Origin of the sequence: Flavobacterium nitrogenifigens, from assembly GCF_003254565.1 — a bacterium.
In the GTDB taxonomy this organism is placed as follows: Bacteria; Bacteroidota; Bacteroidia; order Flavobacteriales; family Flavobacteriaceae; genus Flavobacterium; species Flavobacterium nitrogenifigens.
The window spans coordinates 47692-63534 of record NZ_QJRI01000170.1 but is presented as its reverse complement, the minus strand read 5'-3'; the positions used below and the strand labels follow the sequence as shown (position 1 = coordinate 63534).

The window sequence follows — 15843 nt, the reverse complement described above, 5'->3', positions numbered from 1 at the left end:
AATTTTACATTTAAAATTACATTTTTAAAATACATATAGTTTCAAAAATATAAATTATGAGTAAAGCAATATATATAGCCACTAGTGATCATAATAGTGGTAAATCAATTATTACGCTCGGGTTAATGAGCATCTTAATTGGTAAAACAGCCAAAGTAGGGTATTTTAGACCTATAATCGAAGATTTTGTCGATGGTGAGGTAGATAATCATATTGAGACTGTTTTGTCGTATTTCAACCTCGATATTGCGTTTGAAGATGCTTACGCTATTACCAAAAGCAGATTGATTAAGAAAAAGAACAAAGGAAAAATAGGAGAGGTTCTAGATTTGATAATTGAGAAATATAAAAAGCTTGAAGAGCGTTTTGATTTTGTTTTGGTTGAAGGGACCAGCTTTACTGGTGAAGGAACTTCGATTGAACTAGATTTGAATGTTTTGATTGCCAAAAACCTGGGAATTCCGACTATAATTGTAGGTTCGGGAGTAGGCAAAACTTTAGAAGAACTTCTAGACAGTTTGTATCTGGTTTACGATTCTTTCAAATTAAAAGAAGTAGAGGTTTTATCTGTTTTTGCCAATAAAGTGCAACCAGAGAATATTGAGTTGGTTACTAATAGTTTACAGAAAACGTTGCCTTCAAATGTTTTGATTAATACCATTCCGCTTGTTTCGACTTTGAACAATCCGACCATGCAAGAAATTGTAAACGAATTGAATGCAAAAGTCCTGTTTGGAGAAAATTATCTGAACAATGAAATTGGACATTATAGTGTTGGAGCCATGCAACTTCATAATTATTTGGTACATCTGCATAACAATGCTTTGGTAATTACGCCAGGAGACCGTTCTGATATTATTTTAGGAGCTTTACAGGCAAATGAATCGGCAAATTACCCGACGATTTCAGGAATTATCCTGACAGGAAATATTGTTCCAGAAGAAAGTATTTTAAAACTTATTGAAGGGCTTTCTGCGATCGTACCAATTATCGCTGTTGATGGTGGAACGTATCATATTACCAATAAAATAGGCTCAATAAAATCGGAGATTTACGCGAATAATACACATAAGATTGAAACCTCAATTAATACTTTTGAAAAGTACGTCGAAATCGAAGCTTTATCGCAAAGAGTTATTACTTTCCAACCTGAAGGTATGACGCCAAAAATGTTTCAATACAATATGGTTAAAAGAGCGAAACAGCATAGAAAACACATTGTACTGCCAGAAGGAAATGATGACCGAATTATTACAGCAGCATCGAGATTACTGGATATGGATGTAGTAGATATTTCGATTATTGGTGATAAAAAACAAATAGAAAGTAAAGTTGCAGAACTTGGACTTACATTTGATTTTTCTAAAGTAAGCATCATCAATCCTATAGAATCTGAAATGTATGAGGATTATGCCAATACGTATTACGAGCTTAGAAAAGCTAAAAACGTAAGTATTACTATGGCAAGAGATTTAATGGAAGATGTTTCGTATTTCGGAACTATGATGGTGTACAAAGGTCATGCAGACGGAATGGTTTCTGGAGCGGCACATACTACACAACATACTATTTTACCAGCGTTGCAATTCATTAAAACAAAACCCAATTCATCGGTAGTTTCTTCCGTGTTCTTCATGTGTCTAGAAGACAGAGTTTCCGTTTTTGGAGATTGCGCTATCAATCCAAACCCAACAGCAGAACAATTGGCAGAAATCGCAATTTCTTCGGCAGAATCAAGTTTGGCATTCGGTATTGAACCAAAAATTGCTATGCTTTCTTATTCTTCTGGTTCATCAGGAAAAGGAGATGAGGTTGACAAAGTAAGAACGGCTACAGCAATTGTAAAAGAAAAAAGACCGGATTTAAAAATCGAAGGGCCTATTCAGTATGATGCCGCAGTCGACTTAAGCGTTGGAAAAAGCAAAATGCCAGATTCAGAAGTGGCAGGACAGGCCAGTGTATTGATTTTCCCAGATTTAAATACAGGGAATAACACGTATAAAGCCGTTCAGAGAGAAACAGGAGCTTTGGCAATTGGTCCAATGTTACAAGGCTTAAATAAGCCTGTAAACGACTTAAGCCGTGGATGTACTGTAGATGATATTATCAATACAGTTGTCATTACAGCGATTCAAGCACAAGGAATGTAGATAATTGTGAATTGTTAATGGTAAATTGTGAATTATAACATTGCCTTAAAAATTGCTTTTATTTCAATTAAAAATTGAGAATTAAAAATTAAAAAAATAGAACGCAGATGAGACTGATTCGCTATCGCGAAAACGCAGATTTGTACGGATTTTATTCTTGATAGAAAAAAAACGTTTTATCCGTGTCTTTACGAAGTAAATCTGCATGATCCGCATACTAATTTAAACAGAGAAAAATAAAGATTTATGTCTTTTTAAGAAAACTCAGCATCTTAGAGACTCAGTACCTTAGCAACTTAAAAAATGAAAATACTAATTATAAACTCAGGAAGTTCTTCAATTAAATACCAATTAATGGTAATGCCAGAAAACGAAGTAATCTGCTCTGGAATGATTGACCGAATTGGTTTAGAAACTTCAAATATTACCTTTAAAACGGATACAGTTTCACGCGAAGAAACACTTCCGATTCCGAACCATAAAGTGGGTTTACAAAAAGTAGCCAATATGCTTTTAGATCCTGAAAAAGGAGTAATTAAATCGACTTCAGAGATTGCTGCTGTTGGTCATCGCGTCGTGCACGGCGGAAGCGATTTTAGCGCAACGGTAAAAATTGACGAAAAAGTAAAAGAGAAAATCAAACAGCTTTTTGAATTGGCTCCTTTGCATAATCCTGCCAATTTAGAAGGAATTAATGTGGCAGAAGAAATTTTCAGTTCAGCTGAGCAAATAGCTGTTTTTGATACTGCTTTTCATCAGACTATGCCAGAAGTAGCGTATAAATATGCTATTCCAAATTATCTTTTGACAGAAAATAAAGTGCGTGTTTATGGTTTTCATGGAACAAGTCATAAATATGTTTCTGAAAAAGCCATTAATTACTTAAAAGATAATTCTAAAATAATTACCATTCACTTAGGAAATGGTTGCAGTATGGCTGCTGTTAAAGACGGAAAATGTATTGACACTTCAATGGGATTTTCGCCTTCAAACGGTTTGATTATGGGAACCCGTGCAGGTGATATTGACCAATCTGTTGTTTTTTATATGATTAAAAATTTAGGTTATACTCCAGACGAAGTAAATGCTGTTTTATTGAAACAAAGCGGTATGCTTGGCCTTACGGGTTATAGTGATTTACGTGATATTGAAGCCGAGGCTGAAAAAGGAAACAAAGATTGTCTTTTGGCACTGCAAATGAATGCTTATAGAATCAGAAAAACAATTGGAGCTTATGCCGCCGCTCTAAACGGATTAGATGCAATTGTTTTTACTGCAGGAATTGGAGAAAACTCATCTTATATGCGTAATTTGATTTGTACCGATATGGATTATTTCGGAATTGAAATTGACACAGGAAAAAATGAACTGCGTTCTAAAGAATTAAGAGAGATCAATTCAGAGAAGTTTAAAGTAAAAGTTTTAGTAGTTCCGACTGATGAAGAATACGAAATTGCAAATCAGGTTTTTCAATTGCTTGAAAATTAGAAAGTTTTATTTTCTACTTACTTATAGGCTCCTTTATGGAGCCTTTTTTATGCTTTCAGTTTAAGTTTTTTGTCAGTATCTTTGAATTTAAAAAATAATATCTTGAAATCGATACTTTTTAAATCCGTTTTCTTCTTTTTCATCGCTTTACAGCTTCAGGCACAAGAATTACTTCCCTTTGTAGAAAATTATAGCAAATCAGATTATCAGGGAGATAATCAAATCTGGAATGTTGTACAAGGTAATGATAATGCCATGTATTTTGCTAATAATCACTATTTGCTTCGTTATGACGGTGTAAAATGGGAAAAATATACGCTTCCAAATAAAACTATTATTCGATCAATTCTGATTGAAGGAGACAAAATATACTCAGGTTCATATAAAGAGTTTGGCTATTGGTACAGAAAAGATGGTACCATGCATTATGTTTCGATTACCAAAAATCTCAGATTATTTGATGAAAAGGATAATGAAGAAATCTGGAAAATATTCAGATTTAACGGTGCTCTTTATTTTCAATCTTTTAATGATGTCTTTATTTACAATGGAAAATCAATTAAGAAAATTAAATTCCCATTTCTTATTTCGTATTGTTTTGGTGTAGATAAAAATTTATATGTGGCTTCGGTTAAAGATGGGATTTATAAAATGAACGGTAAATACATTGCCAATCCAAAAGGATGGGATGTTTTAAAAAATACTGTTGTTCACGCTATAGAAAAGTTTCAAAATACGACTTATATTTTTACGCAGAAAAAGGGAGTTTTCATTGTAGAAAAAAACGGATTAAGAAGCTGGGATCATCCTATAAATGAAACTTTAAAAGCAGCAACCATCAATGTGGCAAAATTTGTCAAAAATGATAAGCTGATTATTGGAACAGGAAACCGCGGCATTTATATTTTAGATTTAAAAAATAATTCCTATAAAAATATTGAGCGTAATAATGTTTTAATGAATAATTCGGTTCTAAGTATAGGATTGGATAAAGAAAATGATTTATGGGTTGGTTTAGATAACGGAATCGCACATGTTGAGGTTAACTCTCCTATTTCTTTCTTTTATGATAATTCAGGTCTTTTAGGATCTGTCTATGCTGTGGCTGCAATTAATAAAGGTTATTTAATTGCATCTAATCACGGTATTTTTGAGTATAGTGCAGGGAAATTTAATATGATGCCTAATACACAAGGGCAAGGCTGGAATATTTCTCTAATTGACGGAAAATATATTATTGGCCATAATGATGGCACTTTTTCGTATGAAAATAATACTTTGACCAAAATAAATGGTGTCAGCGGCGGCTGGAATATGTCTAAAAGTAGTATCAACAATACGTACTTTCAATCGACTTATAGCGGTATTCTAGTTTATGATGATCCATCAAACATGTCTCATTATAAAATTATAAAAGATCTGGCAAAGCCAATAAAATACGTTGCTCAAAACAAAAAAAATGAAATTTGGGCCGCCGATAATTATCGTGGTTTATACCGTGTTTTGCTAGACGATAATTATAATACGCTTAAAGTTGAAAACGTCACACAGCAAAGCAAAATACAGAATGATTTTGGAATAAAGATTTTTGAGTTTAGAAAAGAAATCCTATTTCTAATTAATAATTCTTGGTACACTTATAATTCTATATCCAATAAATTGGAAGAAAATGAATTGTTTAATACAAATTTCAGAAATGTGACAGATGTGGTTTCCATAGACGAAGATCATTTTATGGTTTTGCAAAACGGAATCCTGTACCATATTTATGCTCAAGGAAACAAGTTTGTCTGGAATATTATTCAGGAGAAATATTATAAAGGAAAATTGATTAATGAAAATCTGAGAATTTTCAAAAAAGACAATTATTACTTATTTAATCTCGATGACGGATTTATTTCTCTTAAACTCGAATATGAAAATAAACAAAATTCAGAAGTAAAAATTGAGGCATTTAGTAATGATGCTTTAGTTCCGAGCGAAGAGAAAATAAAATTCAATACAGAATTAAAGATTAATGTTATTTCTGGAATTTATGGAGCGAGTAAGCCAAATTTATTTTATAAGCTCGACAAAGAAAAAGAGTTTATTCCAATCTCAGACGGATTAATTGTTTTGAATAATTTGAGTAGCGGTTATCATACGGTAGAAATATTCAAACACGATGGTGCAACGTACGATAAAGTTTCGTCATATAAATTTAAAGTGGCAGAACCTTGGTATTTTTCATTTTGGATGATTCTGCTGTATTTTCTAGTTATCGGAGCAGTTTTATTCTTCTATTATAAATGGAACAAACTTCGTTACATGCAGAAACTGAAACTTCAGGCTGAAGAATTAAAACATCAGAGAGAGATTCTTGAAATGGAATTGAAAAAAGAAAACGAACTCAATATTCAAGAATACGAAAAACATATTTTAGAATTAGAATTACAGGCTAAATCTTCTGAAGTTGCAGGCAAATCATTATCGATTGCCAAACAAACCGAAATGATTGATAAAATTCAAGGTATTTTGGAAAGTGAGAAAGACTTTAGTAAGCTTAAAAATGAAATTAGAAAAGCTATTAAGATTAATGAAGTAAATAAACACGAATGGGAAACATTTGAGACCAATTTGAATCAAATTCATAATGAGTTTATCATTAATCTGTCTAAAAAATATCCACAACTAACACCAAAGGATATAAAACTTTGTGTTTATCTTAAAATGAACCTTTCTTCTAAAGAAATTGCTCCTATGATGAATATCTCTTTTAGAGGTGTAGAATTGCACAGATATCGTCTAAGAAAGAAACTAAACCTCACACAAGACGAAAACCTATCTAAGTTTTTATTAACTCTGTAAGATTTGGTTTTATTTTTTATATAATTTATATTTTTCCATATCATTTTTTATATAATTACGATACATCATTACTACATCATAATGTTGTGTTAAAGGAATTTTGTTAACATTTATAGTGTTGATAATCATTATTATAAGATAAAATTTTAACACAATGATGTAGCTATGTTGTAGTGGTGTTTGATGTACTACAACGTTGTAATTGCTTAATTTGGCTCTACTAACTTAAACGATTACGTACTGTATGAAAAATTTTATTTTTAGCTTTTTAGCGCTCTTGCTGCTGCCTACATTTATGTTAGGACAGACACAAGCAATCAAAGGAAAAGTAGTAGACAGTAGTGGAATGGGAATTCCAGGAGCAATTATCGCTTCAGCTGATGCTAGAGCAACTGCAGATGCAGATTTCGACGGAAACTTTACAATTAATGCAAAACCTGGAGACATTTTAAAAATCTCTATGTTAGGCTTTGATTCGGTTTCTGTACCGGCTACAGCCGCACCAATGACAATTACCTTAAAAGAAGCAGGTGATACTGCTTTAAAAGAAGTAGTTGTAATTGGGTACGGTACAAGAAAGAAAATTGATAATACTTCGGCGGTTAGCTCAATTAAGTCCGAAGAGATTACCAAAATGAAAGTAATGAATGCCTCTCAGGCTATTCAAGGTAAAGCTGCAGGGGTTCAGGTATCTACTTCAGATGCGCCAGGAAGTACGCCTTCAGTTGTGATCAGAGGGGCTGGTACAGCATTAGGAGGAAGAAATCCTCTTTATGTTGTAGATGGTATGCCTACTGACAATATCAATAACATTAATACTAACGATATTACGTCTTATGAAGTATTAAAAGATGCTTCTTCGTTAGCTATTTATGGTACCAGAGGTGCAAATGGTGTAATTATGATTACAACTAAAGCAGGTAAAGGAAAAATTACTGTAGATGTAGAAAGTTTTGCAGGAGTTAGATCTCCATTAAAAACTGTAAAAATGGCAAACGCTGATGAGTATGTTCGTTACAGTAACGCCGCTTATAGCAACGTTTTTCCACAAGGAAGATTTTCTGCAAATCAGCCATATAATACTGATTGGCTTGATGCAATTACAAGAACTGGGTCTTATACTCAAAACAATATTGCAGTCTCAGGATCTTCAGAAAATGTAAAATACTTTTTCAGTCTTGGAAATTATGAAGAAAAAGGAATTTTAAACGGATCTGATTATGGACGTACTACTTTTAGAAATAATAATGAATTCAAGCTTTCAGAAAAAGTTAAATTGACTCAAAATTTTAGTGTAAGTACTATCAAAAATACACCAATGCCTTTAAGTGCATTTACTAATGCTTACAGACAATCTCCATTAGTTCCTGTACGTTATGCTGATGGAAAATATGGTGTGCCATTTGTTTTAAATGGAGTTGTAGGTGAAACAGGAGAGTCATTTAATAATGTTGGAAACCCAGTAGCTCAATTAGATTATACAAATGAGCAGCAAAAATCGGTTACTTTACAAGGAGGACTAAAATTAGATTGGGATATTATTAAATCTTTAAAATTCACATCACAATTTAATGGAGAGTATTATACTTACAAACAGTATAATTATGTTGATAATGTGGCTCTTTGGTTATCGGCAGATCCTACTCGTACAGTAGAAAAGTATCCTTTAGATTTAAATAAAAATACTTTGACCAGAAGCAGAGATGAGTATTTTAATTGGAATTTATCAAATTATTTAACTTATAATAAGGTTTTTGCAGAAATTCATGATGTTGAGGTTACTGCAGGTATAGAGGCGAATGTACAAGGTACGCGTGAGAAATTAACTATCGACAGAAAAAATGTAAATCCAAATTCTAATTATTGGTCTTTGAAAGATGTTAACAATGTTGCTAATGTAACAGGTTATAAGGATGAGGCACTTAATCAAAGAAGATTGGCATCTTATTTTGCTCGTTTTCAATATAAATTGATGGATAAATATTTGGTTACTGGTACAGTGAGACGTGACGGTTCATCGCAATTTAATGAAGACAATCGTTGGGGGACATTTCCTTCCGTTGGTTTAGGATGGATTATTTCAAAAGAAAGCTTCTTAAGTAATGTAGAGCCAATTAATTTATTAAAACTTAGAGGATCTTGGGGTAGATTAGGGAATCAAAATGTACCTCTTAATACTCAAGTATTCACTTCAGGGGTAGATTATCCGGATCTTGGCTCAGGTACGACAATTAATTCTCAGGTTGATCCTAATTTATCATGGGAGATTGTAGAAGAACTTTCAGGAGGTTTTGATTTTGAAATGTTTAATAGCAGATTAAAAGGATCTTTTGATTTGTATGACAAAAATACAACAAACACAATTCTGAATGTTAAACCATATTCAACTTCAGGAATTACATTAGCTACTCCTGCACATGTTGGTGAAGTATCTAACAAAGGATATGAAATTGCATTGCGTTGGGATGATAAAATCAATGATAATTTAAGTTATTGGGTTGGAGGGAATTTCTCTCATAATAAAAATGAACTTACAAGTCTTAAAAATGTTCAGTTAAATCCAATTATTGGAGGAAGTTTAGGAAATGGGCAAAATACTAAAATCTTGGATAATACATCAGTAGGACAGCCATTAGGTAGTTTTTATATGTATGAATACGCAGGTGTTGACCCAACAAATGGTCAAATGCTGTATTACAAAGCAGATGGTTCTAAAGTTCCTCAGACTGGCTTAGATGAACTTAAAGATAAAAAATATGTTGGTACTCTTTTACCAACTTCTACTTATGGAGTTACTTTAGGATTGACATATAAAAACATTGATTTTTCTGTTGATGGTTACGGAACGGGAGGAGCAAAAGTATATAATGGAAAAAAAGCACAACGTTTTGGAGGGGAAAATGTAGAAGCTTCTATGGCTAATGGTTTTTGGACGCCTACAAATACTACATCTTCAATTCCGGCGCCTTCAAACTTGACTCCTTACGCTTCAACGTATTACTTAGAATCTGCTGATTTCTTTAGAATAAATAACATCACTTTAGGGTATAAACTTCCAATAAAAGAGAACAACTTTATCAGCTATTGCAGATTATATGTAAACGCAATTAATCCATTTATTACACAAAAATTCTCTGGATTCTCACCAGATGTTGTGTCTGACGGTAAATTAGTTGAAGGTACTCAAGGTGTTGAGTTAGATGCTTACCCGTCATTGAGATCTTTTGTAGTAGGTGCAAATTTAAAATTTTAATATCATGAAAAGAATATATATATCAATGTTTGTACTTTCTGGACTTTTGTTTACAGGATGTTCAGATGATTTTTTGGACGTAGAGTCAACAGAGTCTATTCCCGCTGATCCAGCTTTGGTAAATAGCGATGCTGGAGCTTCTAGTTTTGTTACAGCAATTTACAATCAATTTTTAGGATGGGATATGTCTTCTTTTGGTTGGAATGCAGTTACAAGTATCATTAGTGATGATGCTGATAAAGGTTCTGATCCCGGAGATGCTGGTGGAGATAAAGATATTATGGATGCTTTAACATATAATGCTTCAACTCCATCGTTTCAGTCTACATGGAATGCAAATTATGCTGGAATTAATAGATGTAATCAAGCCTTGGCAATATTTCCTAAGTTAGATCAGGTAACACCTAGTTTAAAAGTCAGATTAGAAGGAGAAGCTAAATTTATGAGAGCGTTTATGTACTTTACTTTAGTTAAAGGATATGGTGGAGTTCCTATTGTAGATCATTTGCCAATTCCTGGAAATGACTCAGACAGAATTATGCAATTAACCCGTAAAACTCCTGCAGAAGTTTATGCTTTTATAGAAAAAGACTTAACAGATGCTATTGCGAATTTACCAGAAAAATCGGCATACACTGGTAAAGATGTCGTAAGAGCTTCTAAAGGAGCAGCATATGCTTTATTAGCAAAAGTAAATCTATATCAAAAAAATTGGCAAAAAGTAATTGACAATTGTGATAAAGTAACAGGATACTCTTTAGTTTCAGATTATTCTCTACAATTTAAAAAAGAAGGAGAATTTGGTTCAGAATCTATTTTTGAGATTGATGGGATTGGGGGAACTTCTAGCCCTGGATTTGGAATTGGAAATTATACTGTTTCTCAAGCGCCTCGTGGAGCTGGAGGTTGGGGATGGGGATTCAATACACCAACTGAAGGTTTAGCAAATGCTTATGAGGCAGGAGACGTTAGAAGGGCTGCTACAATTATTTTCAGAGGTTCAGTTTTGTATGATGGTAGAGAAGTTCCATCTACAGTAGCGAATGCAAGATATAATTATAAAGCATATTCATCATCTTTTTATAACCAAGAATTTACAGATACAAATCTTAGATATTTAAGATATGCAGAGGTTATATTGATGAAAGCTGAAGCATTAAACGAATTAGGGCAGACTTCAGCAGCTATTCCTTTAGTAAATCAAATTCGTCATAGAGCAGGCTTAGGAGACACTCCTTTTACTTCTCAAACTGATATTAGAAAAGCAATCTATAAAGAAAGAAGATTAGAATTTGCTTTTGAGCACGATAGATGGTTTGATATCGTTAGAACTGGACAAGCAGAAGCGGCTATGGCAGCAGATGGTAAAACTTTTATAGTTGGAAAACATGAATTATGGCCTCTTCCAACTACATTTATGAGAGAAGCAGGAACACTTTCACAGCAAAACCCTGGTTATTAATCAAAATCTTAAAAATCACTTCCTTCAGATTTCCTGAGGGAAGTGATTATTTATCAAAAATCTTAAATTTTTATAATGATTAGAATTTCAGTTTTATTTTTAGCATTTACTTTTTTTAGTTGTGGATCAAATGCTGATAAGTCAAAAGAAAATGTACAGGAAAATACTTCTGGCGTTACTGCATTAACAGATGAACAGCTTTTAGACGCTGTTCAAAAACAAACATTTAAATACTTCTGGGATTATGCAGAACCAAATTCTGGATTAGCTAGAGAACGTTATCATCCTGACGGAGTTTATCCTGAAAACGATTCAAATATTGTAACAACAGGTGGTTCAGGTTTCGGATTAATGGCGCTCGTTTCAGGAATGTCTCAAGGTTATATTACAAAAGAGCAAGGGGTAGAGAGACTTAACAAAATTGCAGATTTTTTAGGGAAAGCAGATCGTTTTCACGGAGCATGGTCACATTGGATTGACGGAAATACAGGAAAAGTAAAGCCTTTTGGAACCAAGGATAATGGTGGTGATTTAGTTGAAACCTCATTTTTGGTTGCAGGAATGATTACTGTTCGTGAATATCTTAAAGATGGTTCTGAAAAAGAAAAAGCGGTAGCACAAAAATATGATGCGCTTTGGAAAAGCGTTGATTGGCAGTGGTATACAAACAATAAAAATGTTTTATACTGGCACTGGTCTCCAAATTATGCTTGGCAGATGAATTTTGCTTTAGAGGGATATAATGAATGTCTTATTACTTACGTGATGGCAGCGTCTTCACCAACACATACAATCGATGCAAAAGCATATCACGAAGGATGGGCGAGAAGCGGTGGCATAGTTTCTTCAAAAACAAAATACAATATCCCTCTTATTTTAAAGCACAATGGTGCAGAAGAATTTGGCGGTCCATTATTTTGGGCTCATTATTCTTATGTAGGTTTAGATCCGAATCAGTTAACAGATAAATATGCAAACTACTGGGATTTAAATGTAAATCAGACCAAAATCAATTATGAATATTGTGTTCAAAATCCAAATAAAAGCGCTGGATATGGGCCTGAGTATTGGGGTTTAACAGCTTCTTATTCTAGAAACCCTGACGGTTCTATCGGATACAATGCACACATGCCAAGCAACGATCAAGGTGTGATTTCTCCAACGGCAGCGATCAGTTCAATTGTTTACACGCCAAAAGAATCGGTGGCTGTGATTAGAAATTTATACGAAAATCATAAAGACGAAACTTGGGGAGACGCAGGTTTTTACGATGCTTTGAGTTTAGGAAATAAGTGGGTGGCAAAACGTTATTTAGCAATTGATCAAGGTCCAGAAGTGGTAATGATTGAAAACTACAGAACAGGATTGTTGTGGAAATTGTTTATGAATGCACCAGAAGTAAAACAGGGTTTAACAAAACTTGGATTTAAATCTGGAAAATACGGGATTCAATAATTGACATGAAATACAAAATAGCTTTTTTATCTTTTTTGTTTTCACTTTTAGGTTTTAGCCAGAGCGAAACAACCGGAAAAATAAATACAGTTATAATGGAAAAGTATGAGTTGGGTTATGTACTGCATAAACCGGCAAATACAAAAGAGAAAAAGCCATTAATAGTTTTTATTTCTGGAGATGGAGAAAAAGGAACTGATTTGGAGAAAGTAAAGATTAATGGACCTTTAAAATATTTAAAGACTCATCAATTAGATGCATACGTGCTAGCTCCACAATGTAAAGAAGATGAAAACTGGGATATAGAATCAATTTATCAGCTGATTCTAAAAATTCAGAAAGAGAATAAAATTGATTCAGAAAGAATATATGTTACTGGTTTGAGCTCAGGAGGTTGGGCTTCTTGGAATTTGGCTTTTGCACATCCAGATCTATTTGCCGCAAATGTACCTGTAGCTGGCTTTGTAGATTTGATTCAGTTAGAAAAAGCATGTGAAATAGCCAATATTCCAACCAGAATTTTTCATGGATTACTGGATGATGTTGTAAACGTGAATTATGCAATCACGATTTACAAGGAATTGAAAAAATGTAATGCTAAAGATGTAAAGCTGACCATTTTTGATGATGCAGGTCATGACAGCTGGACAAAAGTGTATGATAATCAAGAAATCTACGACTGGATGTTGCAGCAAAGAAAAACGAATACAAACAAATAAATAGAATAGAATGAAATCACTTTGATTCAAACAAAAAAACTAAACGAAGAAAAGCGATTCCATGTTCCGATTAAAAACAAATATTAAATACACATGAAAAACAAATTAGTCTTACTTTTTTTAGGATGCGCTGTTTTGGGTTATGCTCAAAAGAAGCCAGCTAAAAATACAGTGAAAATTAAACCAAAGTCTGAATTTGTGGCGGAATTAATGTCAAAAATGACTTTAGACGAGAAATTGGGCCAGTTAAATTTGCCAACATCTGGAGATATTACAACAGGTCAGGCAAACAGTTCAAATGTGGCAAAAAATATTGCTGAAGGAAAGGTGGGCGGTTTGTTCAACATTAAATCAGTTCAAAAAATCAAAGAAGTACAGAAAATTGCGGTTGAAAAAAGCCGTTTAAAAATTCCGTTACTTTTTGGTATGGACGTTATTCACGGTTACGAAACAACATTCCCAATCCCGTTAGGATTATCTTGTACCTGGGATATGGGACTAATTGAAAGAAGTGCTCAAATCGCTGCAAAAGAAGCAAGCGCAGACGGTATCAACTGGACATTTTCTCCAATGGTTGACATTTCTCGTGACCCAAGATGGGGAAGAGTTTCTGAAGGTTCAGGAGAAGATCCATATTTAGGAAGCCAAATTGCAAAGGCAATGGTTAACGGTTACCAACAGCACGATCTTACTAAAAATAACTCAATCTTAGCTTGTGTTAAACACTTTGCATTATACGGTGCTCCAGAAGGCGGGCGTGATTATAACACAGTTGATATGAGCCACATCAGAATGTTTAATGATTATTTTCCTCCTTACAAAGCTGCAGTTGATGCAGGTGTAGGTTCGGTTATGGCTTCTTTCAATGAAGTTGACGGAATTCCAGCAACTGGAAACAAATGGTTAATGACTGATGTTTTAAGAAAACAATGGGGTTTCAAAGGATTTGTAGTAACTGATTTTACAGGTATTCCTGAAATGATCCCTCACGGAATGGGAGATTTACAGCAAGTTTCTGCTTTAGCATTAAACGCTGGAGTTGAAATGGATATGGTTGGAGAAGGTTTCTTAGGAACTTTGAAAAAATCTCTAGATGAAGGAAAAGTAAAAATCGAAACTATCGATAATGCTGTAAAATTAATTTTAGAAGCAAAATACGATTTAGGATTATTCCAAGATCCATACAAATACTGTGATGAAAAAAGAGCTAAAACTGAAATCTTTACAACAGATAGCAGAAAAGAAGCACGTGATATTGCTGCTCAATCTTTAGTTTTATTAAAAAACCAAAACCAGCTTTTACCTCTTAAAAAATCTGGAACAATTGGTTTAATCGGGCCATTGGCAGATGCTAAAGAAAACATGCCAGGAACTTGGAGTGTGGCTACAAAAATGGAAAATGCGGTTTCATTATTGAGAGGTATCAAAGAAGTAGCTGGAACAGGAACTAAAGTTTTATACGCAAAAGGAAGCAATTTAGATTACGATGAAACTTTTGAAACTAATGCAACAATGTTCGGTAAAACATTACACCGTGATGCTCGTACAAAAGAAGAATTATTAGCAGAAGCTTTAAAAGTAGCAGAACAATCTGATGTAATTGTGGCAGCTTTAGGAGAATCTGCAGAAATGAGTGGGGAATCTAGCAGCCGTACAAACTTAGAAATTCCTCAAGCGCAAAAAGATTTATTAAACGCTTTATTAAAAACTGGAAAACCAGTTGTTTTAGTTTTATTTGATGGACGTCCGTTAGTAATTACTGACGAAGAAAAAACAGTTCCAGCCATTTTAAATGCTTGGTTTGCTGGTACAGAAGCAGGTTATGCTATTGCCGATGTGTTATTCGGAGATGTAAATCCTTCAGGAAAATTGACTTCAACTTTCCCAAGAAGTGTTGGACAATTGCCAATTTACTACGCACACAAAAATACAGGAAGACCACTTTCTAACACAGAAGGTAAATTTGAGAAATTCAGATCAAATTATATTGATGAAAGAAATGAGCCTTTATTCCCATTCGGATTTGGATTAAGCTATACGACTTTTGATTATTCAAACTTGAAAATTTCTTCTGATAAAATGAATCCATCAGGAAAATTGAAAGTAACTGTTGATGTAACAAATACTGGAAATTTTGACGGAAAAGAAACAGTTCAATTATATATTAGAGATTTAGTGGGTTCAGTAACAAGACCTGTTAGAGAATTAAAAGGTTTCCAAAAAATAGCACTTAAAAAAGGTGAAAAACAAACAGTAAATTTTGATATTACTGTTGAAGATTTAAAGTTTTATAACTCTGATTTACAATTCGTAGCAGAGCCTGGGCAGTTTGATGTTTTCGTTGGAGGAAATTCAAATGCCGATAAGAAAGTTAGTTTTGAGTTAACTAAATAGTTGGTTTATTTGATTAGTGAAAAGCCCTTCGTTTGGAGGGCTTTTTTTCTAAACCTACAGACCTTTTTGTAATTT

8 protein-coding genes are annotated in these 15843 nt (G+C 33.6%); all 8 read left to right on the top strand.

The features are described from left to right. Nucleotides 1-56 precede the first annotated feature (56 nt). Nucleotides 57-2150 carry a phosphate acetyltransferase gene (pta, locus tag DM397_RS07850; protein WP_111377000.1) on the top strand — a complete coding sequence of 698 codons (2094 nt, stop codon included), beginning with the start codon at nt 57-59 and terminating at the stop codon, nt 2148-2150. A 303-nt stretch (nt 2151-2453) separates the two neighbouring features. Continuing rightward, nucleotides 2454-3638, top strand: coding sequence for an acetate/propionate family kinase (locus DM397_RS07845; RefSeq protein ID WP_111376999.1), 1185 nt, complete (start codon nt 2454-2456; stop codon nt 3636-3638). Between the two features lie 102 nt (nt 3639-3740). Then, a complete protein-coding gene (locus DM397_RS07840; RefSeq protein ID WP_111377092.1) occupies nt 3741-6485 on the top strand; it encodes a helix-turn-helix and ligand-binding sensor domain-containing protein in 2745 nt (914 codons plus the stop codon). A gap of 244 nt (nt 6486-6729) precedes the next feature. Continuing rightward, complete coding sequence (locus tag DM397_RS07835) at nt 6730-9738, top strand: SusC/RagA family TonB-linked outer membrane protein (RefSeq protein WP_111376998.1); 3009 nt, start codon at nt 6730-6732, stop codon at nt 9736-9738. A gap of 4 nt (nt 9739-9742) precedes the next feature. Continuing rightward, nucleotides 9743-11200: a RagB/SusD family nutrient uptake outer membrane protein gene (locus DM397_RS07830; protein WP_111376997.1), complete on the top strand. Its 1458-nt coding sequence runs from the start codon at nt 9743-9745 to the stop codon at nt 11198-11200. Nucleotides 11201-11275: 75 nt separating this feature from the next. Beyond that, complete coding sequence (locus DM397_RS07825) at nt 11276-12655, top strand: glucoamylase family protein (RefSeq protein WP_111376996.1); 1380 nt, start codon at nt 11276-11278, stop codon at nt 12653-12655. Nucleotides 12656-12660: 5 nt separating this feature from the next. Continuing rightward, on the top strand, nt 12661-13374 hold the full coding sequence (locus tag DM397_RS07820; protein WP_111376995.1) for a carboxylesterase family protein: 714 nt from the start codon (nt 12661-12663) through the stop codon (nt 13372-13374). 93 nt (nt 13375-13467) lie between these two features. Next, on the top strand, nt 13468-15768 hold the full coding sequence (gene bglX, locus DM397_RS07815; RefSeq protein ID WP_111376994.1) for a beta-glucosidase BglX: 2301 nt from the start codon (nt 13468-13470) through the stop codon (nt 15766-15768). The last annotated feature ends 75 nt before the right edge of the window (nt 15769-15843 follow it).